The organism is Micromonospora sp. WMMB482 (genome assembly GCF_019038635.1).
In the GTDB taxonomy this organism is placed as follows: domain Bacteria; phylum Actinomycetota; class Actinomycetes; order Mycobacteriales; family Micromonosporaceae; genus Micromonospora; species Micromonospora marina.
The window spans coordinates 4,351,525-4,375,385 of sequence record NZ_JAHOPD010000020.1; the positions used below are offsets into that span (position 1 = coordinate 4,351,525).

15 protein-coding genes and 1 pseudogene are annotated in these 23,861 nt (G+C 73.4%); 8 read left to right on the forward strand and 8 right to left on the reverse strand.

Annotation, left to right across the window (positions count from 1 at the left end):
• Positions 1–165 precede the first annotated feature (165 nt).
• Entirely contained in the window at positions 166–1,437 is a 1,272-nt protein-coding gene (locus KSK32_RS21755; protein ID WP_216932861.1) for an MFS transporter, read from the forward strand.
• Positions 1,434–2,405: a hypothetical protein gene (locus KSK32_RS21760; RefSeq protein ID WP_254187142.1), complete on the forward strand. Its 972-nt coding sequence runs from the start codon at positions 1,434–1,436 to the stop codon at positions 2,403–2,405. The genes KSK32_RS21755 and KSK32_RS21760 overlap by 4 nt, the downstream gene beginning before the upstream one ends.
• On the opposite strand, the gene KSK32_RS34600 is transcribed toward KSK32_RS21760, so the two are convergent.
• Complete coding sequence (locus KSK32_RS34600) at positions 2,291–5,455, reverse strand: hypothetical protein (protein ID WP_289256358.1); 3,165 nt, start codon at positions 5,453–5,455, stop codon at positions 2,291–2,293. The two genes, KSK32_RS21760 and KSK32_RS34600, sit on opposite strands and share 115 nt — an antisense overlap.
• Before the next feature lie 171 nt (positions 5,456–5,626).
• Positions 5,627–6,454: an alpha/beta fold hydrolase gene (locus KSK32_RS21770; RefSeq protein ID WP_216932862.1), complete on the reverse strand. Its 828-nt coding sequence runs from the start codon at positions 6,452–6,454 to the stop codon at positions 5,627–5,629.
• A 95-nt stretch (positions 6,455–6,549) separates the two neighbouring features.
• Between KSK32_RS21770 and KSK32_RS21775 the strand changes: the two genes are divergently transcribed.
• Complete coding sequence (locus KSK32_RS21775; protein ID WP_216932863.1) at positions 6,550–7,584, forward strand: sigma-70 family RNA polymerase sigma factor; 1,035 nt, start codon at positions 6,550–6,552, stop codon at positions 7,582–7,584.
• Positions 7,585–7,614: 30 nt separating this feature from the next.
• Here the strand turns inward: KSK32_RS21775 and KSK32_RS35000 are convergent.
• Positions 7,615–7,848, reverse strand: a pseudogene (locus KSK32_RS35000) (hypothetical protein); the annotation flags it as partial.
• Between the two features lie 242 nt (positions 7,849–8,090).
• On the opposite strand from KSK32_RS35000, the gene KSK32_RS21780 reads away from it, so the two are divergent.
• Complete coding sequence (locus KSK32_RS21780; protein WP_216932864.1) at positions 8,091–8,582, forward strand: winged helix-turn-helix domain-containing protein; 492 nt, start codon at positions 8,091–8,093, stop codon at positions 8,580–8,582.
• Between the two features lie 448 nt (positions 8,583–9,030).
• Here KSK32_RS21780 and KSK32_RS21785 read toward each other — a convergent pair whose 3' ends face one another.
• Positions 9,031–13,422 carry a S8 family serine peptidase gene (locus KSK32_RS21785; RefSeq protein WP_216932865.1) on the reverse strand — a complete coding sequence of 1,464 codons (4,392 nt, stop codon included), beginning with the start codon at positions 13,420–13,422 and terminating at the stop codon, positions 9,031–9,033.
• Positions 13,423–13,681: 259 nt separating this feature from the next.
• Between KSK32_RS21785 and KSK32_RS21790 the strand changes: the two genes are divergently transcribed.
• The 3 genes from KSK32_RS21790 (at position 13,682) to KSK32_RS21800 (ending at position 19,173) form a co-directional block, all read left to right on the forward strand.
• The gene (locus tag KSK32_RS21790; protein ID WP_216932866.1) at positions 13,682–14,233 is read left to right on the forward strand and encodes a winged helix-turn-helix domain-containing protein; all 552 of its coding nucleotides are present in this window, start codon (positions 13,682–13,684) and stop codon (positions 14,231–14,233) included.
• 21 nt (positions 14,234–14,254) lie between these two features.
• On the forward strand, positions 14,255–15,700 hold the full coding sequence (locus tag KSK32_RS21795) for a cryptochrome/photolyase family protein (protein WP_254187143.1): 1,446 nt from the start codon (positions 14,255–14,257) through the stop codon (positions 15,698–15,700).
• Positions 15,701–15,942: 242 nt separating this feature from the next.
• Entirely contained in the window at positions 15,943–19,173 is a 3,231-nt protein-coding gene (locus tag KSK32_RS21800; RefSeq protein WP_216932867.1) for an Ig-like domain-containing protein, read from the forward strand.
• 60 nt (positions 19,174–19,233) lie between these two features.
• Here KSK32_RS21800 and KSK32_RS21805 read toward each other — a convergent pair whose 3' ends face one another.
• Together KSK32_RS21805 and KSK32_RS21810 are read right to left on the reverse strand one after the other, a co-directional pair.
• Complete coding sequence (locus KSK32_RS21805) at positions 19,234–20,280, reverse strand: zinc-dependent alcohol dehydrogenase family protein (RefSeq protein WP_216932868.1); 1,047 nt, start codon at positions 20,278–20,280, stop codon at positions 19,234–19,236.
• Positions 20,281–20,659: 379 nt separating this feature from the next.
• Positions 20,660–21,487, reverse strand: coding sequence for a DUF72 domain-containing protein (locus KSK32_RS21810; protein WP_216936278.1), 828 nt, complete (start codon positions 21,485–21,487; stop codon positions 20,660–20,662).
• A 135-nt stretch (positions 21,488–21,622) separates the two neighbouring features.
• On the opposite strand from KSK32_RS21810, the gene KSK32_RS21815 reads away from it, so the two are divergent.
• Positions 21,623–22,051, forward strand: coding sequence for a VOC family protein (locus tag KSK32_RS21815; RefSeq protein WP_216932869.1), 429 nt, complete (start codon positions 21,623–21,625; stop codon positions 22,049–22,051).
• Between the two features lie 34 nt (positions 22,052–22,085).
• Here KSK32_RS21815 and prfH read toward each other — a convergent pair whose 3' ends face one another.
• Both prfH and KSK32_RS21825 read right to left on the reverse strand, forming a co-directional pair.
• Positions 22,086–22,691 carry a peptide chain release factor H gene (gene prfH, locus KSK32_RS21820; RefSeq protein ID WP_216932870.1) on the reverse strand — a complete coding sequence of 202 codons (606 nt, stop codon included), beginning with the start codon at positions 22,689–22,691 and terminating at the stop codon, positions 22,086–22,088.
• On the reverse strand, positions 22,688–23,836 hold the full coding sequence (locus tag KSK32_RS21825; RefSeq protein WP_216932871.1) for an RNA ligase RtcB family protein: 1,149 nt from the start codon (positions 23,834–23,836) through the stop codon (positions 22,688–22,690). The genes prfH and KSK32_RS21825 overlap by 4 nt, the downstream gene beginning before the upstream one ends.
• Positions 23,837–23,861: the final 25 nt, after the last annotated feature.

Here is a 23,861-nt window from a genome sequence, read left to right on the forward strand (position 1 = left end):
CGGGCGACGAACACGTGAACGACGCGTCCGGGCAGGGAAAATCCTCGATGTTCGTGAATCGTTTGCCGGCCGCACGCCCGGCCGGCACCCGCCGTCCGTTGTGGCGGCGCGATCCCGCTCGCACGATGGCTGCTCGTCACGTCGCCGACCGCGGAGGGACCGCCCGTGTACCTGTCGACCGTGTCCCGTCCGGTGACCGACCCGTCGCCGGATGGGCGGCCGCGCCGCCGCCTGGCCGGGATCGGCGGAACCGTGCTCGCGCTCGGCACGGTCAGCCTCATCACCGACGTCTCCGCCGAGATGGTCACCGCGGTGCTGCCGCTCTACCTGGTACTCGGGCTGAACCTCAGCCCGCTGGCGTTCGGCGTCCTCGACGGCCTCTACGGCGGCGCGACAGCGGTGTTGCGGGTGGCCGGCGGTTTCGCGGCCGACCGGTTCCGGCGGCGCAAACTCGTCGCCGGCGCCGGTTACGCGCTCTCCGCCGTGGCCAAGCTCGGGCTGCTGCTCGCCGGCCGGTCGGTGCCGGCGATCGGCGCGGTGATCGCCGTGGATCGGCTCGGCAAGGGCGTGCGCAGCGCGCCCCGGGACGCGCTGATCACGCTGGCCACCCCGCCCGACGCGCTCGGCCGGGCGTTCGGCGTGCACCGCACCATGGACAGCGTCGGTGCGTTCCTCGGTCCGCTCGTCGCTCTGGCGGTACTGCTCGTCGCCGGGCCGAACTACGACGCGGTGTTCGTCGCCAGCTTCTGCGTCGCCGCGCTCGCCGTCGTGGTGTTCGTGCTGTTCGTCCGCGAGCGCCCGCCCGCCCCGCCCACCGGCCCGCCGCAGCGGCGGGTCACCGTACGCGAGGCGGCCGACCTGCTGCGCGATCGCGCGCCCCGCCGCCTGGTGCTGGCCGCCGCGCTGCTCGGACTGGCCACTGTCGGCGACGGTTTCGTCTACCTCCTGCTGCAACGGCGCGCCGACGTGGGCCTGCGCTGGTTCCCGCTGCTCGCCGTCGGCACCAGCCTGGCGTACCTGCTGCTGGCCGGGCCGCTCGGCGCGCTGGCCGACCGGATCGGCCGGCTGCCGGTGGTGGTCGGCGGTTACGTCGCGCTCGGCGGGACGTACCTGCTGCTCGCCGGTCCGGTGCACGGCTGGCCGCTGCTCGTGCTCACGCTCGGGCTCTACGGCCTGTTCTACGCCGCCACCGACGGCGTGCTGATCGCGCTTGCCGGGCCGGTCCTGCCGGCCCGGGTCCGCACCACCGGCATCGCGCTCGTGCAGACCGGCCAGGCGCTGGCGTACCTGGTCTCCTCGGTCCTGTTCGGCCTGGCCTGGCAGGTCTGGGGTCCGCGCGTGGCGACCGGCGTCGCCGCCGTGGCCGTGGCCGCCGCGCTGCTGGTCAGCGTGCTCCTACTCGCTCCCGTGTCCGCTACCCCGAGGTGGTCCCGATGATGTCGACCCGAGCGAAGCTGGCCACGGTGCTCGCGTCGGCGGTCGCGCTGGGCGCGCTGGCTACCGGCTACGCCGTCGTGTCCGCGCCGCGCGCCGCCCCCGCGCCGGCCGCCGACCGGGCGGTGACGCTGCGCCCCGGCCCACGGCTGCTCACGGTCACCGACCGGCACGTGTCGACCGCCGCGCTGGCCGACCCCACCGGCCCCCGCGCAATCTCGCACCAGGAGTGCCTGCGGGTGTACGCGGCCGCCGGCACCGGCGTCTGCCTGGCCCCGAGCAGCCCGTGGTCGTACCAGGTGGTGGTGCTGGACGCGGAGCTGCGCCCGATCCGACGGCTGGACGTGCCGGGGCTGCCCAACCGGGCCCGGGTGTCGGCGTCGGGCCGGATGGTCTCCTGGACCACGTTCGTCGGCGGGGACTCCTACACCAGCAGCGGCTTCTCCACCCGCACCGGATTCCTCGACACCCGTACCGGCGCCGAGGTGACCACGCTGGAGGACTTCGCGGTCCGGCTCGGCGGCCGGCCCTACCGCAGCGCCGACGTCAACTTCTGGGGCGTCACGTTCGCGGACGACGACAACGTCTTCTACGCCACCATGTCCAGCGCCGGGAAGCGCTGGCTGGTCCGGGGCGACGCCGGCGCCCGGACCGTGACGACGGTACGGGAGAACGTCGAGTGCCCGTCGTTGTCGCCGGACGGCACCCGGATCGCGTTCAAGGAGGCGGTCGACGCGGACCCGGCGAAGGGCTGGCGGCTGTCCGTGCTCGATCTGCGCACCATGGGGGTGACCGCAACCGCCGAGCGCGCCAGCGTGGACGACCAGGCAGCCTGGCTGGACGGCGCGACGCTGGCCTACACGCTGCGCCAGGACGACGGCCGCCCGGACGTCTGGTCGGTGCCGGCCGACGGGACCGGCGATCCCCGGCTGCTGGTGCCGGGCGCGGAGTCGCCGTCCCCGCTGACCTGACGACCGGCCGACAGCAGCAGCCCGGCGGCGGCCAGGACCACCCCGGCGCCGGCCGCGTACCCGGGCAGCCCGGTGGGGATGCCCAGATGAACGGTGATGCCGAGGATCCGGGACAACCCCCACGGCAGCAGCGCCATCTGGTCGTTCCACACGGTCAGCGCGCGTTCCGCGCCGGCCCACGCGACCAGCCCGCCGAGCACCGCGAGCGGCATCCCGGCGGCGGCGAGCACCAGCCCGGCGGCGCGGCGGCGGGTCATGCCGTACCGGTCACGCAGCACCAGCGCGGTCGCCACGAACAGCCAGCAGAACGCCGCCACCGCCACGGTCAGGTAGACCGCCCGGCGGGCCGGCGCGGTCCAGAACACGAACCAGTAGCCGCCGGGGCCCCGCCCGGCCAGCACCGCCAGCAGCAGGGCGCTGCGCAGCACCGCCACCCCGCCGAGGACCGCCCATAGTGCGAACGGATCCCGGCGGCCCACCGCCAGCCGGGCGACAAGCGCGAACAGCGCCCACCCGCCGAGCGTGACCAGCAGGTGCGCGGGTGCGGCGAACCAGGTGAACACCAACCGGCTCGCCACCAGCACCACCGCCGGCACCAGCCAGACCAGCACCCGGTCCACCCGAGCCGCCGGCGTCGGCAACTCGGCCGGCCGCCACGGGCGCAGCGCGCCGCTCAGCAGCGCCCGCGCCGCCGCGCCGCCCGGTCCGCGCCCCCACAGGCCCCACCCCACCAGGGCCGCGACCAGGATCAGCAGCGCCCGCGCCGCCCAGGCCATCGCCGGGTCGCGGTCCGCCCGCTGTGCGCCGAGGTCGGCCGCCGTGAAGCGGTACGCCGGCAGGTCGAGGTTCCCGCCGTAGCGCTGCCGGTGGTGGTCGCGCGCCTCCCGGTAGGCGTCGGCGGCGGACCGCCAGCGCTTGTACGCGGCGTCGGCGCCGGTGTCGAGCCACTGCGCGTGCCGCAGCACCATGGTCCGGTACGCGCCGAGCGTCACGAACAGGTCCACCTGGTAGTCGAGCGTGTCGACGAACCGCTGCCGCAGGCCGGCGTCCCGCCACGTGGCCGGGTCGGTGCCGGCCACCAGGTCGCGCATCCGCCGGGCGGTCGCCACGGCCTCGTCGCCCTCGGCGACCGCCGCGTCCACCCGGTCGCGGGCGACCGCGTAGATGCTGTCGAGCGCGGCCGAGTCGCCGGTGACGATGTCCCACTCGAAGATCCACATCATCGGCGGCGGTTCCAGCCCGAGGGCCCGCACCGACGTGTCCGCGTACGGGCCGATGTAGAGACCGGTGGTGACCGCCGCCCGGGAAAGGGCCATCGCCTGCCCGATCGCCGCCACGGTGGCCGGGTCGGCGGAGTACGTCCGGTACGCCCACTCCGCGGTCACCTGGGCCGGGTCGGTGTCCGGGTTCCAGGCCAGCCGCGCCACCGCCGCCGTGTTCAGCTCGTAGAGCTGCCAGAAGCCGGTGCGCAGGTAGAGCGACATGGGCCCGGCGCGCAGCGGACCGCCGTCCTGGGTCCAGTTCCACACCCCCTCGACGCGCGGGTTGGCGGCGAGGAACGCGCGCAGCGCGTCGCGGTGCAGCGGACCGAGGTCGTTGGGCAGCGCGCCGAACCCCTCGAACTCGCGCCGGGCCTGGAACTCCACGATCCTGCGGTGTGCGCCGCCGAGCAGGGTGGTGTTCAGCGGCAGGTGGCTGTAGAAGTCCCCGAGCGTGTACTTGGTGGACACGATCAGGTGCGGGTCGTCGAACCCGCCCAGCACCTCTTCGTAGGACTCGGGGTTGGTGTGCAGGTCACCGACTGCGCCGACACCGACCGTCCAGGTCCGGAAGACGATCTCCTTGCCGGCTTGTGCCGCCGTGTCGAGCAGCGCCCGCAGCATGGCGCGTACGCCGGCGGGCGTGGTGACCGCGAGCTTCGACGTGTAGTCCCAGCCGCTGCCGGCGTAGACCTCGCCGCCCTCACCGACGCGGACCATCAGACCGGCGACGAACGGCATGCTCCCGAACAGCTCGGTCAGCCCGGCCCGGTAGACCGTCCAGAGGCGCGGGTCGGTCGGGTCGAGCCCGCCGACGGTCCGCTCCAGGTACCTCTCCAGCGGCGGCGAGACCGCGAGCATGTCGGTGAGCAGGAAGACCCGCAGGCCCATCTCGTCGGCGTACCGGAAGACCGGGCCGAACGCCGCGACCATCGCTCGCGCCCGGTCGACGTGCGGGTCCCCGGCCGGGTAGACCGCGTGCCCGTCGCCGACTCCGGCGAACGTGACGTACTCCAGGAAGCCCGGCACCACGACGCCGTTGTAGCCCCGCGCGACCGCGTGGTCGACGAACTGCCGGAACTGCGCGCCGATGCGGGCCACCGCGGCGGCGTCCACCCACGGCGCTCGGGGCAGCAGCGCCGGAGCGACCACGTCGGCGTTCAGGCTGTAGTCGTCGCCGGCCGCGAACGCCGCCGGGTCCGGCTCACGGCCGACCGAGCCGGCGTCGGTCAACCGCAGCCCCAGCCTGGGCGTGACCGGACGGCCCGCCTCCGCCGCCGGTAGCACCTCCGCGCCCGAGCGGATCCGGTCGGCCAGCCGGTAGAGCCCGGCCGTGACGCCCGCGAGGTCGCCGGTGACGGTCAGCGCGGCCCGGCCGGCGTCGATCCGGTACGACTCGGCGGCGCCGCCGGGCCGCAGGTCCGCCCGCAGCGTGGTCACCGTCGACATGCCGGCCCCGCCCGGGCTGTTGCTCGTGCCCGTGGGCGGCGCGGGCCGGTCCGGCGCGGTCCGGGTGACTGTGGGGCGGGGGCGGCCCCGTGCGGACAGCGCGTCTGCCACGGCCGCGGCGGCCTTGCGCGTGCGGACGTGGTCGGGCACCACAATCGAGGACAGCGGCGGCACCGCCGCGGCCGGCCGCGGCGGCGCTGCCACGGCTAGCTCCCGGGGCACGTCGGCAGGGGTGTGGCTCAGCCCCAACGCGTCGTCGACTCCCCAGGCCGCGCCCGCGCCGAGCACCAGCACCGCCATGACGGCGGCAACCATCCCGTACGGACGCCGAACCCGAGCCACGCTCGCATCGTAGTGCCGAACGCGCCCGACGCTCCCGGCCGATTTCGTCGATCCTGGACTTGTGGCGCCTCAGATGTCTTCGATGCGGATTTTGCCTGGTGCCACCACTCCATGATCGGCGGATCTGGTCGGGCGGTGCGACCGGACCGTGGCGCCCGGAGCGCTGACGGGTCAGCGGTCCCGGTCGAGGAAGTCCAGGGTGACCGCGGCGAACAGCGGCGACTGGTCGATGTCGTAGTGGGTCAGGCCGGGCAGGATCGCCAGCGCGTGCCCGCCCGCCGGCCGACCCTCACCGGCCCAGCCGCCGTCGCGCCGGCCGCCGTCGAGCAGCCCGAACACCTCGACGAAGTGGCTCGGCGGGGCCATGTCCGCGTCCGCGGCGACCACCAGCGTCGGCACCCGCAGGGCACGGACCTGCTCGGTCAGGTCGAAGTCCGTCCGCATCGCCTCGCCGATCTTGTCGAGCAGCCGGGGGAAGTCCTCCGGACGCGGCGCGACCCGCTGGTACAGCTCGTACATCGGGGTGTCCTTCATGTACTCGGCCGCCGCGGCATCGACCTGGCCCTGCTGCGCCAGCATCTCCGGGTACACCGCGTCGCGGCGGATGTGCGCGGACGCGGCGACCAGCCGGCGCACCTTGCCCGGGTGCCGGAAACCGGTGTGCAGGGCGACGCCGCCGCCGAGGGAGAAGCCGACCACGTCCGGCCGGTCCAGCCCGAGGTGGTCGATCAGCGCGGCGACGTCGTCGGCCATCAGCGCCATGTCGAGCGGCCGGTCCACGTCGGCGGTGCGGCCGTGCCCCTGCAGGTCCACCAGGATCACCCGGTGCTTCGCGGTGAGCGCGGGCAGGATCGGCGCGAACATCTCACCCGAGGTGAGACCGCCGTGCAGCAGGATCATCGGCCGGCCCTCGCCGTGCGTCTCGTAGTAGAGGTGGACGCCGTTCACGTCGGCGTACCGTCCCGGGGCGTGGGTCTCGTCGCGCTGCGCTGTGGTCATCGGTGCTCCTCGGACGTGGTGACCTGACGACTGTCGGACCGGGCGGGCGGGCCGGATTCATCGGTGCGAGCCCGCCGTGCTCGCGTTCACGCAGCATGTGGGCTAGTTTCAGCCAGGTGAGCGAGGTGGCGAGCGTCCCCGTCGAGGCGCAACTCGAGGCGTACCGGTCGGAGCTGACCGGCTACTGCTACCGGATGCTGGGTTCGGCCTTCGAGGCCGAGGACGCGGTGCAGGACACGTTCGTCCGGGCCTGGCGCAACTTCGACAGGTTCGAGGGGCGGTCCGCGCTGCGGACCTGGCTCTACCGGATCGCGACGAACGTCTGCCTCACCATGTCCACCAGCGCGCAGCGCCGGATCCGGCCGATGGACCTCGGCCCGGCGGGCAGCGGCACCGCCACCCACCCCGGTGAGCCGCGACCGGAGCAGATCTGGCTCGGCCCGGCGCCCGACGACCGGGTGCTGCCCGAGGTCGCCGACCCGGCCGAGGTGGTCGCCGGCCGGGAGTCGGTCCGGCTGGCGTTCGTCGCGGCGTTGCAGCACCTGCCGCCGAAGCAGCGGGCCGTGCTGATCCTGCGCGAGGTGCTGGCCTGGTCGGCCCAGGAGGTCGCCGACCTGCTCGACACGTCGGTGGCGAGCGTCAACAGCGCGCTGCAACGGGCGCGCGCCACGCTCGCCTCGGCCGACACCGAGGCCGACGTGCGCCGGCCGCTCGACAGCGAGCAGCAGGCACTGCTCGCCCGTTACGTGCGCGCCTTCGAGGCGTACGACCTGACGGCGCTCACCGCGCTGCTGCACGAGGACGCGACGCTGTCGATGCCGCCGCTGCCGCTGTGGCTGCGCGGGCCCGAGCACATCGCGGCGTGGATGTCCGGCACCGGTAGCGGCTGCCGCGGCTCCCGCCTGGTCGCGACCGCCGCCAACGGCATGCCCGCGTTCGGTCACTACCGGCGCGACCCGGACGGATCAGGCCACGTGCCCTGGGCGCTGATCGTGGTCGGCGTCTCCGGCGGCCGGATCACGTCGCTCAACAACTTCCTCGACGTCGACCGCCTGTTCCCGCTGTTCGGGCTGCCCGACCGGCTCGAGGAGGGCGCCGGCCAGCCCGAGCAGGCCCGCGAGCTCGCGTAGGTCGTCGCCCGCGCCGCGTACCTCCAGCCGCCAGCCGAACCGCCGGGCGGTCAGGCGCATCCGCGCCAGCACCTCGACCGTGACGAGGTCGGGCGCGGTCACCGCGGACACGTCGCACACCACCACGCCCCGGTCGCGGCCGCGCAGCGCCTCGGCCAGTTCGGCGCAGCGGGCCGCGATGTCCGCGCGGGTCGGTGTCCCGTCGGCCAGGCAGAGCATGTGCGTGATCACATGCATTGGACCGCCGTACGTCCCGGCTCTCATCGGTACGCGTGCGGCCCGCGCACCTTGCCTCGAACACCTTGTTGCAGGTAGTTACATCGACGTTAACTGCTATACCAATCATCGGTGCTCGGCTATATGATCCCGGTAGTTCACCCCGAAGCCTCACGAAGCCGCAGCTCCCGCACCCCTCGGGTCGAACTCCGCAAGCCAGGTGCCTCCGCAACGTCGTGCCTGGCGACCACCCGGCGTTGTGGTTCGGCCTGCCGGAAAGGTGGGAACGGATGACAGGGCTCCCGTCCTTGGTCATCGGCATCGCGTCCTCGTCGGCCGAGCGCCGGCAGCTCGCCCAACTGCTCGGCGGCACCGAGTCGTTCCTGATCGTCTCCAGTGCCCATCAGGCCCGCCGATTCCTCGACCTCGTGCGCCGGCCCGCGCTGGCCCCGGCGCCGCCCCCGCCCTCCGCCGACGAGACGCCGGCCGAGCCGTCCGGGCGGGAGCTGGCCGTCGACTCCGACCGGCGGGTGCTGCGCTGGCGGGAGCGGGAGATCGGGTTGACGCCGCTGGAGCACGACCTGCTCGTCTGCCTCACCGGTACGCCCGGCCAGGTGTGGCCGTACGCCCGACTGCACCGGGCGGTGTGGGGCAACGACCACCTCGGCCGGGGCTCGGACATGCACTCCGTGGTCCGCCGGATCCGGCACAAGCTCGGCCGCCTGGACGCCCCCGCCACGATCCACGCGGTGAGAGGCGTAGGTTTCCGCCTCACCCCGTAACCCCGCCCCGCCCCGCCGCCCCGCCCCGGCGATCTTGCAGTTCCGGCCCTCGGGATACCCCTTTGGCGCGCTTTGCCAGGGCCGAAAGCGCAAGATCACGCCGCACAGGGGTGAGTGCGGCGGGAGTGGAACGTGAGGGGTGTGTCGAGGGCGGTTTGACACCCGTGATGTTCCACTCGGGCCTGCCCGCCGCTCGCAGCTCGTGGGCCGGTACGGGCTGGAGATCCTGGTTCGGCTGGCTGCTGCCTCGGCTGCCTCCCGCCCCGCGAGATTGGCGTTCCGTATGATGGGAGGGTCGAGGATCTTGGTAGGAAAGGGCCCTATGGGGGCCGTTTGGTACCAAAATCTCTCCGGGAGCCGATTGACAACCCTCACTCACTGATCGACAAGAGTGGGACGGCCCGCCCGGTGTTGTGCGCCGGGCGGGCCGTCCTCGTCGGGTGCTGGGTCAGCAGCGGGTGGGGGAGAGGGTGAAGTCCTCAACGGTGGGCGTGCTGCTGTTGATCTTCGTCTGGCGCGTCTGGGGCTTCCAGCCGTCCTTCGCGACGATCAGCGTCAGCGGGTTGTTGCGCCGGTCCATCCAGTAGGCGTATCGGCCCTCGGCGTCGGTGGTGAAGGTGTACGAGTTCGCCCAGGAGTCGACCTGCACGGTCACGCCCGCCAGCGGCGCGGTGGCGCCCTGGCAGCTCTTGCCGGAGACCGTGCCGGACAGCTTGCCCCAGGTGGTCGGCGGCTGCGCGATCATGGTGACCGCCACCGGCTCCACCGTGTACGGGGTGTTCTCCTTGATCACCACGGACGCGGAGTACGTGCCGGGCTGGTCGACGTTCGCGGTCATGCCGACCGTGACGGTGACCTTCTCACCCGGCGCCAGCGTGACCTTGGACTTGTCGACGGTCAGCCAGCTCACGTCCGCAGAGCCCTCGGCGCACTCGCCGAAGCCGGGCAGGACCTCGCTGTCCTTGGTGGCCGTGAAGCCGCCCGACGAACCGCCGATCTTGTAGAACCCGCAGGCCGCGCCACCCCGGTAGCGGGGGGTGTTGGCGTTGGGCAGGTTGGCCCACGAGCCGGTCGCCGGGTCGAACGCGAAGCCGGCGTTGGTGATGGCGCCGCCCTGCGACCCGCCGACGACCAGGAGCTTGCCGTTGGCCACCGCGTACGAGGCGGCCCAGCTGTCGGCCGGCGCGTCCGGGATGGCGGTCCAGGCGCCGGCGCCCGGGTCGAAGGCGTAACCGGCCTTCTGCGAGACCGTCCCGTCGTTGCCGCCGGTGCAGTAGACGGTGCCGTCGATCCCGCCGCAGGACAGGAACGCCACCGACTTCGGGTACGCCGGCAGCGTCTCCCAGGCGTCGGCGCCCGGGTCGTACCGGACCACCGAGTTGGCCATCGGCGTGCAGCTCGCGGTGGTGCAGCCGCCGATCGCGTACAGCTTGCCGCCCGCGACCGCCTGGCCGGCCGCCGCGCGCGGCGCCGGATTGTCGGCCTTGCGGGTCCAGGTGTTCGCCGCCGGGTCGTACGAGAAGGTGGCGGCGTCCGGTCCGGCGGCGCCCCAGCCACCGGTGGCGATGATCTTGCCGTCGATCACGCCCACAGTCATGGCGTTGCGCGCGCCGGGCAGGTCGGCGATGCCGGTCCACGCCTGGGTGATCGGGTCGTACCTGTAGTTCTTGGCGCTCGACGTGGTGCCGTCGCCACCGGCGATGGAGTAGACGGTGCCGTCGACGTTGACGACCCGGTTGTCCATCACGTTCGCCGGGTAGCCCGGGATGGTGGTCCAGGGGTCCGCCTGCGGTGCGGCGGCGGCGATCGCGTTCGACGACTTGCCCGACGAGCGGGCCGCGAGCGACGTGGCGGCGGTCAGCCGCTGGACCGGCGCACCGGTGGAGCCGAGCAGTTGCTGCTCGGACAGGGTGGAGCCGTCGGCCCGTTGCAGCACGAACCCGCCGTCGCGCTCACTGAACTCGGCGGTGACCGGGGCCCCGCCGGTGTTGGTGACGGTGAACGTCTTGCTGACCTTCCCGCTGGGCATCCGGACCGTGCCGGTGATCGACGTCGGCTTCACCGACAGCCGGCCGGCGGCGAGCCGGAAGTTGGCCGCGGTGGCCCAGTCCTCCTCGACCGTGACCTGCTTGGTCTGGCTCACGTAGTTCCCGGCACTGGCGGTGAACGGGTGCCTCCCGGTCAGCGACGAGAACATCCAGTAGAAGCCGTCGGGCAGTTCGGTGTCGTCGGGCGTGGCGACTGTGGTGGCCTTCTCCGCCGGGCGGTCCTTGCTGGTCACCGTCGCGCCGTTGACATAGCCGTTGTCGTTGGCGTCCCGGACGTGGCCGAGGACCAGGCCGCCCTTGACCGGCTTGCAGACGAGCTTGCTGCCGATGAGGACGTTGTCGACCTGCCACCACCATTCCCAGCTCGCCTCGTAGTAGTGGAAGCGCACCTGCACCTGCGACTGGCCGGCCGCCTGCGGGATCGGCACCTCGGTCACCCTCGGACCGCGTACGTCGGCGGCCTGGCGGAGCACGTTGCTCCACGTGGCACCGCCGTCCAGGCTCAGGTCGACGTCCGCGCGGTCGCTGTTGAGCCAGTTGTAGTCCTGGTTGAACCGGATCACCGGCGCGGTCACGCCGGTCAGGTCGACCACCGGGCTGACCAGCGACGTGTCCTGCCGCCCGCCGCTGCCGTAGTTGTCGCTGTCGATGATGGCGAAGTTGCCGCTGCCGCCGGTCAGGTTGCCGCGCTCACCGGCGTCGGCGAACTCCCAGACCTGGCCGCTGCCGGCGTTGTCCACCACGGTCCAGCCGTCCGGCACACCCGTGCCGTCGAACGTCTCGTACTCGCCGTCGGAGCTGACCGTGTAGCCGGGGGCGGTGGCGCACGCCTCCGGGTTCGCCTCCACCGCGATGTCAGCGGTCACGTTGCCCGTGCCGACGGTGACCTCCTCGGTGGTGGTCAGGTAGCCCGCGTACTGCGGCTCGACGGTGAGCCGGTACGTCGTCCCGGACGGCAGCGACAGGCTGTAGCGGCCGGTCGACGGCGTGGTGTAGTCGGAGATCGGCGTGCCCTCGACGCTCACCTTCGCGTACAGCGGCCAGCCGTGCCCGGACCCGTCGGTGACCTGCCCGCTGACCGTGACGCTCGCTACCGCGGTGAGCGCCACGTCGAGCGTGGTGGTCGTGTTCGCGGTGATCGTCGCCGGCAGCGTGCGGGTCGCGTACCCGAACGCCGAGACGACCACCTGGTAGTCACCGGCCGGCAGGAGCGAGGAGTACGTCCCGTCCGCGCCGGTGGTCAGCGTGCGGTCCGCCGCGCCGGTCAGGGTGACAGTCGCGCCGGCGACCCCGGCCCCGGTGGCGGCGTCGGTGACCTTGCCGGCCAGCGTGCCGTTGTCCCCGATCGGGGCGGCGGCGAGCAGCGCGAGCGCGTCCAGCCGGCCCTCGCCGTAGACGTTGTTGTCGTCGGTGGTGCCGCCGCACTGCGCGTCGGCCTTGTCGATCGCCGTGTCGTTGAGCAGCGCGCGGGTGGCCGTGACGTCGCCGACCAGGGTGGGCGCCGCCGACCAGAGCAGCGCGATCGCGCCGGCCAGGTGCGGCGCCGCCATCGAGGTGCCGCTGATGCTGGCGTACGAGTTGGTCGGCACGCTGGAGCGCACGTTCACACCCGGCGCCGAGATGTTCGGCTTGATCTCGCCGTTCTGCCCGGTGCCCCGCGACGAGAAGCTGGCGATGTTGTTGTTGACGTCGTACGCGCCGGCCGAGTAGTTGCTCGCCAGGCTGCCCGGTGAGCCGCTGGTCTGGCAGGACGGGCCGTTGTTGCCGTTGGACCACACGCCGAAGATGCCGGAGGCGGTCCACGCGTTCGTGACGTCCTCCATGAACGGCTCGTTGGACGGCGCCGTGGTGCCCCACGAGTTGTTGATGATGTTCGGCCGCTTGCTCGCGTCCGGGTTCTGCCCGTCGAGGTCGGTGGGCTCCAGCATCCACTGCCCGGAGGAGATCAGCGCGGCGTCGGTCGGGCAGCACCCGTTCGCGGCGATCCACTTGACCTCGGGGGCGACACCGATCTGGTTGGCCCCGTCGGCGCCGGCCATGGTGCCCATGGTGTGCGTGCCGTGGCCGTCGGAGTCGCACGGCGCGGTGGCGCAGTCGCCGGCCGCGTCGAACCAGTTGTAGTCGTGGTCGAAGGTGCCGTCACCGTTGTTGCCCCGGTAGGCGTTGACCAGCGCCGGGTGGTCGAATTGGACGCCGCTGTCGATGCTCGCCACGGTGATCCCGGCGCCCTTGACGCCGTACTGGGACCAGACGTCGTCGGCGTTGATGTTGGCGATGCCCCACTCCAGGGCGTTCGCCGACTTCTCGTCGGTACCAGGGGTGGTCTCCGGCAGCTTGTACTCCACCGGCGCGTACAGGCCGTCCACCTCGGAGTGGGCGGCGAAGTTCTGCGCCATGGCCAGTGAGCCGTCGGTGACCTTGATGGCGTTCGTCGCCCAGAAGGTCTGGTACTTCGTGCCCGAGCGGTCCAGCTCGGCGCGGATCTTCGACTGGCTGTCGGCGGCGGTCTTCTTCAGCGCCGCCGCGACGGCGGCGCCGCGCTCGTTCCAGTCCTTGATCGCGGAAGCTTTGCTCAGGTCCGCCTTGGCGCCGAAGTGGATCCAGAAGTCGCCCTCGCTCTTGCCCTGGAGCTGGCGGGTGAGTTCGGGACGGATCTTGTCGCCGGCCGACGCGCCCGTCTCCGCCTGTGCCGCCGTGCCGGTCGCGGCCAGCGCGGTGGCGGCGAGCACCAGGGCGGCGCCCGCGCTCACCAGCCGCCGGGCCGGGCCCCATCTGTGTGGACGTCTCAGCATCGGTGCTGCCTCCTGTTCCGATGACCCGCGGATGATCGAGCCATGGCAGAAGGGCCAGGAGATGTGCTCTCCCGACTGCTAGACCGGTGTGAAAAGAACCCCCCAGGCCCCCTGGGCGCCGTGCGGGTCTGCGCCGGACGCCTGAGTGGACACTATGATCGACAGTAAGGAACGATCAATGACCGTACGTGAGCAACATGTCACCAACAGGCCCCCGGATCGGGTGGCCTGTTGACAGTTTCTGTCACGGTGGGGCGCGGTGACGACTGACGGCACGAACGCGGCGAACTCCGGCACCGACCCGTCGGAGCGCCCCTTCTCGCTCGTCATCGGGGTGACGTCGTCCCCGGCCGAGCGGCTGCGGCTGACCGAGCTGCTGGACGGCGTCGCGCCCCTTCTGATGGTCGCCGATCTGGACGAGCTGCGCGAGTTGATCACGGAAGGGCCGGCCCCGGCCGACGCGCCGGCCCCGCCCGTACCCCCGGCGAAGCCCGCGCCGGACGGCGCGCTGGTGATCGACGCGGCCCGGTCGAGCGCCCGGTGGGGCATCCGGGAGACCGCCCTGACGCGCCTGGAGCGCGACCTGCTCACCTGCCTGACCGCCGAGCCGGTACGGGTGTGGAGCTACGCCGAACTGCACCACGCGGTCTGGCACGACGCACCGACGCACGGCCGGGCCGACGTGCAGTCCCTGGTGAAGCGGTTGCGCCGTAAACTCGACGAACTGGGCACCGGCGTCACCATCGCGGCGGTACGCGGCGTCGGCCTGCGGCTCACCGACCACCGCCACCCCCGGGTACGGGGCGACTGACCGTACGTCCACTGTGAAGGGATGGCATTGGCACCCTGGCGCTGGCTCCTGGCGGATCAGGTCGGACCGCATTTCCTCGACGACGACACGCAGCCCGTCCTGCTGGTGGAGGCCCGGTCGCTGTTCGCCGCCCGGCCGATGCACCGGCAGAAGGCACACCTGATCCTGTCCACGCTGCGGCACCGCGCCGCCGAACTCGGCGACCGGGCGCGGCTGGTGCGGGCCGGCACGTTCCGCGCCGCGCTCACCGGGCTGGACGAGCCGGTCGAGGTGGTGCACCCGGCGTCCCGGGCGGCGCTGGCGTTCGCCCGTACCGTGGACGGGCTGACCGTGCTGCCGCCGCGCGGATTCGTCACCGACCGCGCCGACTTCGCCGCCTGGGCCGACCGGCGGCGCGGCCGGCTGCGGATGGACGACTTCTACCGGTACGCCCGCGAGCGTCACGACGTGCTGCGCGACCTGCCCGCGCCCGCCCGCCGTCCCCGCGCCCGGACCCCTGTCGACGTGCCGCCGCCCCCGCCGATCGTCGAGGACGACATCGACGCGCAGGTCCGCCGGGACCTGGACCGCTGGGCGGACGAGGGGATCCGGTTCACCGGCCGGGACGGGCCGCGCCGCCACCCGGCCACGCACGCCGAGGCGCAGGCCCGGCTCACGCACTTCCTGACCCACCGGCTGCCGGCGTACGCCGACACCCACGACCTGCTCCGCGACGGCGACCGGCTGCTCGCGTACAGCGCGCTGTCGTCTGCGTTCAACAGCGGCCTGCTCGACCCGGAACCGGCGATCCGGGCCGCCGAGCGCGCCGCCCGGGACGGCGCCGCGCCACCCGCGGCGGTGCACCGGTTCGTGCGCGGCCTGTTCGGCTGGCGCGAGTTCCTGTGGCAGCTCTACTGGTACTTCGCGCCGCAGTTCCGGGGCGCCGGCTGGCTCGCCGCGACCCAGCCGCTGCCGGAGTGGTTCGACCGGCTCGACGCCGACGCGGTGGAGGCCCGCTGCCTGGCCGACGTGCTCGCGGGCGTCCGGGACACCGGCTGGGCGCACCACACCGCCCGGCTGACCGTACTCGGCAACTACGGCCTGCAACGCGGCTGGCGTCCCGCCGAGCTGGCCGACTGGTTCCGGCGCAGCTTCGTCGACGGCGCGGACTGGGTCATGAACGCCACAGTCATCGGCATGAGCCAGTACGCCGACCTGGCCCGCGTCGACACCCGGCCGTGGGCGTTCGACGGGACGCACATGGACCGGATCGGCGACCACTGCGCCGGCTGCCGGTACGAACCCGACGTGGCGCTCGGCGACACGGCGTGCCCGTACACGGGCGGTTTCGAGGCGTTCTGGCACCGCAACCGGGAGCGGCTCGCGGCCGACCCGACGCTGTCGGCGGCGCTCGCCGGGCGCGACGACCCGCAGCGGCGCGACGCGGTGCTGGCGCAGGAGGACAAGCGCGGCAGCGAGGCGCCCTGAGGCCCGCCGGGACGATGGTGTCCCGGACCGGACGGCACGCACGGCCGGACGGTGACAGCCGGTGACCCGATCGGCGGAGCCGCACCGCCGGTGTGGCCGAAATTGATGGCGACCGGTCGATTACCGGTGCGGCACGTATCGCGAGAAGTCCTTGCCTCCTACGGTGGCGTCCGGCACGCGGACGGAGGGGACCCGGGAATCACCCGAGGGGGCCGTCCCGGCGGACAGGGAGAGTTGTCTCGATGCGAGTTTGGCTTCGCGCGGTGGCGGCCGTCGCCGCCGGCGCGACAGTGGTGGCGGGAGTGCCGGCGGTGGCCGCCACCGTCACCGTGCGGGACGCCGGCGTGGCCGGCCACACCGGCGCACAGGCGACGGGAAGCAGCGCCGCGCTCGGCGCCGCGCGTACCACCGCGACCCGTGCGCTGGCCACCCCCGGGGACACCCGGCTGATGCCGGCCACGCCCCGCACCGACACGCCGCGGATCACCAACGGCGAGATCACCGACATCGAGGTGATCGGCAACCGCGTCTTCATCGCCGGCACGTTCACCTCGATCGCCAACGTCGGCGGATCAGCGATCGCGCAGCGGTCCCTGGCGTCGTACAACCTGGACACCGGCAAGGTGGACACCGGGTTCAAGCCGGTCATCGACGGGGCGGTCGCCGCGGTGGAGGCGTCGCCGGACGGCTCGTCGCTCTACATCGCCGGCTCGTTCAACACCATCAACGGCGTCACCAAGCGCAAGATCGCCCGGCTGAACCCGGCCACCGGCGCGCCGGTCGCCGCGTTCACCGCCACCGCCAACTCGCGGGCCACCGCGCTCGCCGTGAGCGGAAACACCGTCTACGTCGGCGGCCAGTTCGCCACCGTCAACGGGGTCGGCCGCAGCGGCCTGGCCGCGCTCAACCCCACCACCGGCGCCGTCGACACCGGATTCAACCTGCCGGTCACCGGCGGCATCGGCGTCGGCGGCATGCTCACCGTGCAGCAGCTCAAACTCACCCACGACCGCAGCAAGCTGCTGGTCGTGCACACCGGCCGCCAGATCGCCGGCCAGGACCGCTACGGCGTGGCGCTCATCGGCACGGCGAGCAAGGCGCTGCTGCCCTGGCGTACCCGGCTGTGGGAGGACAACCTGTCCTTCGTCGGCGGCATCCAGCGGGTCTTCGCCGGCGACATCGCGCCGGACGACTCGTACTTCGTGGTCACCAGCGGCTCCGGTGGCGACCGCCCGCCGATCAACGACACCGCCATCGCATACCCGCTGACCGGAAACGACCACGTCGAGCCGCTCTGGATCTCCCGGCACTTCGACAGCATCTACTCGGTCGCGATCACCGACACCGCCGTCTACGTCGGCGGGCACTTCAGCTGGCAGGAGTCGCCCACCTCGAACGTGCCGTGGCCCGGCCTGGACAACGTCGGCTACGGCACCGGCCAGGGGCTCAGCGGCTACGGCCTCGGCGACCAGGTGGTCCGCCGTGACCACCTCGGCGCGCTGGACCCGCTCACCGGCACCGCGCTGGAGTGGAACCCCGGATCCAACTCGTACGAGGGCGAGAAGGCGATGCTCGCCACCTCGCGCGGCCTGCTCGTCGGCGGTGACGGCAACGTCAAGGGCGGCAAGACCACCGGCCGGGTCGCCTTCTTCGACCTGTCCAAGCAGCCCGCGCCCGCGGCGCTGGACACCACTGTCACCACGCCGATCGAGGGCGCGGTGAAGCCGGCCGGCGAGTCGTTCACGATCAGCGGCCAGGCGCTCGCCCCGGCCGGCGTGGCCCGCGTCCAGCTGGAGATCCAGGACCGCAACAGCGGCAAGTACCTCCAGGCCGACCTGACCACCTGGGGCGCGTTCAAGGCGATCAACACGACGGTGGCCGCGCCGAACGCCACCTCCACCACGTGGAGCCTGCCGGTGACGCTGCCGGCCGGCGTCTACCAGTTGCAGGCGAAGACGTTCGACCGCAAGGGAGCCGGCGACACCACGAAGGCGGTCAAGAAGATCGAGGCGTTCCGCTTCGACGACCTGCCGCCGACGACCCGGATCAGCGCGCCGGCGGCCGGCCTGCTCGCCACGCAGACGTTCGTGGCCTCCGGCACCGCCACCGACGACAAGGGCGTCAACTCGCTCATCTACTCGTTCCGCACCTCCGACAACCGGTACCTCCAGGACGACGGCACCGTCGCCGCCGTCTACAACACCTTCCGCGGTGAGCCGGACGTGATCGGCGCGACGTCCACCACCTGGCAGTACGAGGTCACACTGCCGATCGAGGGACAGTGGAGGATGACCGCCACCGCCGTCGACACGACCGGGCAGAGCGACCTGCGTGGCGACACCCGCGACTGGACCGTCTCCGCCAACGGCGTACCGCCGACCGTGGCGATCACCTCGCCGGTGGCGATGACCCCGCCGGGCAACGCCGTGCCGTTCACCGTCGCGCCCGGGGGCGCCGTGACGTTCGCCGGGACGGCGAGCGACGACGACGCCCTGAAGTCGGTCGAGATCTACCTGCGCAACAACACCACCCGCGAGGCGCTCGCCAGCGACGGCACGTGGGGCGCCGACTCGGTCGCCGGCTACCACCGGATCTCCCCGACCAATCTCGACGCCGCGACGTTCGACTGGTCGTTCACCACGGTGCCGCTCACCCCGGGCGTCTACGACTTCCGGGTACGGGCGACCGACAAGCTCGGCCTGACCACGTCCAGCAGCAACATGGGCCGGCTCACCGTCACCGCCCAGGTGCCCGGCGACGCCTTCCCGAACGGGCTGCTCAGCTTCACCGGCACCAACCAGGACATCGACCAGCTGCACCTGGACCTGGCCGGCACCGCCACCGACGACAAGGGGGTCCGGGCGGTCCGGATCGCGCTGCGCGACCTGGACACCGGCCGGTACGTGCAGCCCGACGGCACCATGGCCGCCGCGTTCGCCACAGTCGACGCGACGCTCGCCGCGCCCGGCGCGACAAGCACGGCGTTCACGCTCCCGATCGACCTGCCCACCCGGGGCACGTACAGCGTCGAGGCGTGGGCCGTGGACACCGCCGGTCAGCAGGACAACTCGACCAGCGGCGCCACCGCCCGCTACCTGGTCTACCCGGGTGACACCGACCCGACGCTGGAGCCGAGCATCACGCCGGTCGAGGGTGAGGCGTACACCGGCGGCCGGATCGTGATCACCGGCCGCGCGGTGGACGACGGCGGGATGCAGAAGGTCGAGGTGCAGATCGGCAACAGCGCCGGGCAGGGCATGAACTCGGCCGGCACGTTCGGCCGCGCGGGCGCGCCGACCAGCTGGCCGTGGATCGGCACGTTCCTCACCAGCCCGGGCTCGCCGGGGTCGAACTTCGCGTACACGTCGCCGGTGATCCCGGCCGGCACGTACACGGTGACGATCCGCGGCATGGACAACCGGGGGCAGTACCAGCAGCCGCCCCGTACCGTCACGGTGACCGTCACCGACTGATCGGGCCGCCTCGCGGGCCGGTCCGCGCCGGGTCTCCCGGCCGGGCCGGCCCGTGCCCGTTCAGGGACGGATCAGGCACATCCCGGCGTTTGCCGGCCGGTCCATCGTGGCCAGCGCGTCAGGCGCGGCAGCCAGGTCGATCGTTCCGGTGACCAGCTCGGCCGGGCGCAGCACCCCGGCGGTGACCAGCCGCAGCATCTCCGGATACGCGTGCGCCGGCATACCGTGGCTGCCCCGCAGCTCCAGCTCGTGCGCGATCACCAGGTCCATCGGCAGCGCGGGCCGGCCCTGCGCGGCGGGCAGCAGCCCGACCTGCACGTGCCGGCCGCGCCGCCGCAGGCCCTCGATCGACGCCACGCAGGTGGCGTGACTGCCGAACGCGTCCAGCGACAGGTGGGCGCCCCCGCCGGTGGCCTCCCGGATCGCGGCGGCCACCTCGCCGGGACCGTCCAGCGGGCCCGCGTCCAGGCAGACGGCGGCGCCGCTGCGGCGGGCCAGCTCCAGCGCGGCCGGTGAGACGTCCACCGCCACCACCCGCGCGCCGCTCGCCGCCGCGACCATGACCGCGGACAGGCCGACGCCGCCGCAGCCGTGCACGGCCACCCACTCGCCCGCCGCCACCCGGCCCTGCGAGACGACGGCCCGGAACGCGGTGGCGAAGCGGCAGCCGAGCGCGGCGGCGGCCGCCTCGTCGAGCTCGTCCGGCAGCCGGACCAGGTTGACGTCGGCGTGCCGCACCGCGACCAGCTCGGCGAACGAGCCCCACCCGGTGAAGCCCGGCTGGGTCTGCCGCTCGCAGACCTGCTGGTCGCCGGCCAGGCAGGACGGGCATCGCCCGCACGCGCAGACGAACGGCGCGGTCACCCGGTCGCCGGGCCGCCAGCCGCTGACGTCCGCGCCGGCCGCCACGACGACACCGGCGAACTCGTGCCCCGGTACGTGCGGCAGGCGGATGTCCGGGTCGTGGCCCTGCCAGCCGTGCCAGTCACTGCGGCACAGGCCGGTCGCGCCGACCCGGACGACCACGCCGTCCGGCGCCGGCGCCGGGTCGTCCACCTCCCGGACCTCCGGCCGCACCCCGAACCGCTCGAACACCACCGCATGCATACCCCCGATCCTCACACCCCCGCCGGCCCCGCCCCCGCCCGCTCTTCGCGATCTTGCACTTGCGGCCCGGTAGATGCCGGGAATATCCCTTCTGCCCGGGCCGAAAGTGCAAGATCGCCGCTGTCGGGGTCGTCCGCTCGCCCCCGGATGGGTCGCGCCTCCCGTCAGTCGGGAGTCGCGGAGCGCATTCTGAGATGCCGGTAGATCTTGGTAGGAAATGTCCCCTACAGAGGCCATTCCTACCAAGATCTGCGGGTGGGCCGGGGGACATGGCCGGCCGGCGGCCGCTGTCGGACACGTCGTTGACCAGGAAGTGGGAGGTCAGGTGACCGCCCGGCGACCAGTCCTACCGTCACACGCGGTGGAACCCGCACTGGGCTCAGAACAGCGTGGCCGGACCGACCGGCTCCGGCTCGGGCAGCGGCGCGAGCCCGGGCACGCGCTCGCGGACCTGATCGTGGAAGCGGCGGGCCAGCTCGGGCGCGTCGGCGTTGTCCGGCGTGTGCACGAACACGGTCGGCGAGCGGCCCTCCCGGAGCCAGCCGGTGACCACGTCCAGCCACGGCTGCCAGCCCTCGACGGTGCGGGCGGGGTCGTCCCGGCCGAGGTAGCGCACGATCGGCCGGTCGGTCAGCACCCGGGTACGCAGCGGCAGGCGCGGCTTGCGCGTCCACGCCTCCCGCTCCGCGTCGCTGGTCGGCGGCGTCCGGAAGAACGCCGTGGTGTCGAACGGGATCCACTCCGCGCCGGCCCGGTGCAGCGTCGCCTCCAGCTCGCGGACCGCACCGGTCTCGGTGAAGAAGGCGGGGTGGCGAACCTCGACGGCGTACCTGTGGGTGGCGGGCAGCGTGCGCAGGAACCGGTCGAGGTCGGGCACGTCACCGGGGCCGAACGAGCCGGGCAACTGGATCCAGAGCGCGTCCGCCCGCGGACCGAGCGGCTCCATCGCGTGCAGGAACGCCCGCAGTTCCGTCTCGCCGCCGGTGAGCCGGCGCTCGTGCGTGACCACCTTCGGCAGCTTCGGCAGGAGACGGAAGCCCGGGCCGGTCTGCTCGGCCCAGGACGCCACCGTCTCCCGGGCCGGCGTCGCGTAGAACGTGGTGTTGCCCTCCACGGCGTCGCACCACCCGGCGTACGCGCGCAGCCGCTCGTGCGCGGGCAGTGGATGCGGCAGGAAGCGGCCGGACCAGGACTTGTGCGTCCACATCGCACACCCGACGTGCAGGCGCATCCGTTGCCTCCCTGACTGCGCCGGACGCCGGCCGCCCGCGCCGCGCCCCACCGTAGCCGGGGCCGCTGACGCGCAGGATTGGGCCGGGCCCCGCGCGGGCAGGAGAACGTCATGGTGACCGACGGACCGGGCCTGCGGCTGTGCCAGGTGGTGCTGGACTGCACCGACGCACGCGCCCTGGCCGAGTTCTACCGCGTACTGCTGGGCCTGGTCTACCGGCCCGGTGACGAGCCCCCGGCCGCCGGGGAACCGGACGAGCGCGGCCGGGACTGGCTGGTGCTGCGGACCGCGGAGGGCGTGCCGCAACTGGCCTTCCAGCAGGTCGACCGGCTGCCGGAGGTGACCTGGCCGGAGGGCGAGGTGCCGCAGCAGCTGCACCTCGACCTGACCGTGCCGTCCGTGACCGAGCTGGACCGGCAGCACGAGCGGGTGCTCGCGCTGGGTGGGCGGCTGCTGCGGGACCGGTCAGACGACCCGGACGAGCCGCTCCGGGTGTACGCCGACCCGGCCGGCCACCCGTTCTGCGTCTTCGTCGGCTGAGGCCGGGCGGGCACGGGTCACCGGCCCGGCCGCCCTACGGCCGTTCCACCCGTACCGGGTCGCCGCGGACCAGCTCGTCGTGGATCCGCCAGCGGGCGTCGACACCCGCGCGCCGGGCCGCCTCGTCGTCGGCGGCGATCCGCTGCCGCAGCAGCTCGGCGGCGATACGGCGATTGAGGTGCAGGTGCCGTTCGGTGTCGACCACGACGGTCCGGCCCGACGGGCGGTGCGTAGCCCGGACGGCGGTGCTCGCCTTGTTGCGGTGCTGGCCGCCCGGCCCGCCGGTGCGGCACGGCACGAACTCGACGTCGGCCTCGTGGAACGGCGTGACCACCACGTTGGTCCGGCACGTCCGCGAGGTGACGTACCAGTTCTTCCGTCCGTGCCCCGTCCGGTACGGGCTGGGCGCCTGCCAGCAGAGCGTGCCGGTCCACCCGGCCGCGAACGCCTCCGCCCCGGCACCGGTGATCCGGACCAGCACCGACCGGTAGGTGCCGGCCCGGTCGCCGGGCACCGTCTCGACCCGTTCGGTACGCAGGCCCCGCCGGGCCGCCGCACCCTCCAGGCGGGACAGCAGCCGGGCCAGTGCCCACGCGCACTCGGCCGGTCCGCGCCCGGCGGACAGCAGCAGCTCGGTCACCGGCGGCCCTTCCGGCGCTCGTCCCGGCGGCCCAGGTCCGGCGTCTTGTACGTGACCAGCGGAACCGTGGTGGCGATCGGCGTGGCGAGATCGTGCGCCACCAGGTCGCCGATCACCTGCTCGATGCGTTTGTACGCGGTGGGCGCCTCCTCGAACAGCAACTGCCGGTCGCCGCACACCACGATCGAGCCGACCGGCGTCCGGCGCAGCTCCTCGACCGTGTGCTTGGCCCGGCCCCGGCGCAGCGCGTCGGCGCGGGACATCTTGCGTCCGGCGCCGTGCGCCACCGAGTAGCCGGCGTCCGGCCCGGCGTGCGCCGCCACCAGGTAGGAGGGTGTGCCACGGGTGCCGGCGATCAGCACGTCCCGGCCGTCGCCCGGCGCCGCGCCCCTGCGGTGCAGGTAGCGCCCGTCGCGGATCTCGACCAGGTTGTGGCACTGGTCGACGACCGGCTCGGTGGGTTCGGCGCCGAGCGCGTACGCGACCCGTGCGGCCAGCAGCCGCCGGTTGAGCGAACCCCACCGCACGGCCGTGTCGTGCCGGGCCAGGTAGGCGTCCGGGTCGGGCGCGGGACCGGCGCCGTGCGTCTCGGTGTGCTCGCGCAGGATCCGCTCGCCCAGCCCGCGCGACCCGGAGTGCACCACGAGCACCAGGTCACCGGCGTCCAGCCCGAGCCGTGCGGCGTGCTCCGGCGCGAGGAGCGGCCCGACGCGGGCCAGCTCGACGAAGTGGTTGCCGCGCCCGACCGTGCCGAGCCCGTCGAGGTGACCGCCCGGCACGTCGCCGTCGAGCACCGACCAGGCCGGGTCGTCGGCGTCCGGGTCGAGCGCCCGGTCCAGGTCGGGGAACCGGGCCGCGAGCCGCTCCGGTACGACCCGGCGCAGCGCGATCGGGAACACCGCGATGCCGCACCCGATGTCGGAGCCGACGAGGAACGGGTAGAGCACCGTCGAGGACATCGCGGCGCCGATCGGGGCGCCCTTGCCGGGGTGCAGGTCCGGCATGGCGGCCACGTGCGCCATGCCGTCCAGGGCGGCGACCTGGCGGCACTGGTCGAGCGCGGCGGACTCGATCCAGCTACCGGGGGAGGAGAAGACGGAGACGGTGGCGGGCACGACGGCCCGCCCGGAGGGGGGCGCGGACACAGACGCTCGTTTCTGCGGAAAGAGA

Excerpts from the sequence above, each read along its gene's own strand:
- KSK32_RS21760 (WP_254187142.1), top strand. The coding sequence starts at position 1,434 with ATGATGTCGACCCGAGCGAAGCTGGCCACGGTGCTCGCGTCGGCGGTC.
- KSK32_RS21770 (WP_216932862.1), bottom strand. The coding sequence starts at position 6,454 with ATGACCACAGCGCAGCGCGACGAGACCCACGCCCCGGGACGGTACGCC.
- KSK32_RS21775 (WP_216932863.1), top strand. The coding sequence starts at position 6,550 with ATGTGGGCTAGTTTCAGCCAGGTGAGCGAGGTGGCGAGCGTCCCCGTC.
- KSK32_RS21780 (WP_216932864.1), top strand. The coding sequence starts at position 8,091 with ATGACAGGGCTCCCGTCCTTGGTCATCGGCATCGCGTCCTCGTCGGCC.
- KSK32_RS21785 (WP_216932865.1), bottom strand. The coding sequence starts at position 13,422 with ATGCTGAGACGTCCACACAGATGGGGCCCGGCCCGGCGGCTGGTGAGC.
- KSK32_RS21795 (WP_254187143.1), top strand. The coding sequence starts at position 14,255 with ATGGCATTGGCACCCTGGCGCTGGCTCCTGGCGGATCAGGTCGGACCG.
- KSK32_RS21800 (WP_216932867.1), top strand. The coding sequence starts at position 15,943 with ATGCGAGTTTGGCTTCGCGCGGTGGCGGCCGTCGCCGCCGGCGCGACA.
- KSK32_RS21805 (WP_216932868.1), bottom strand. The coding sequence starts at position 20,280 with ATGCATGCGGTGGTGTTCGAGCGGTTCGGGGTGCGGCCGGAGGTCCGG.
- KSK32_RS21810 (WP_216936278.1), bottom strand. The coding sequence starts at position 21,487 with ATGTGGACGCACAAGTCCTGGTCCGGCCGCTTCCTGCCGCATCCACTG.
- KSK32_RS21815 (WP_216932869.1), top strand. The coding sequence starts at position 21,623 with ATGGTGACCGACGGACCGGGCCTGCGGCTGTGCCAGGTGGTGCTGGAC.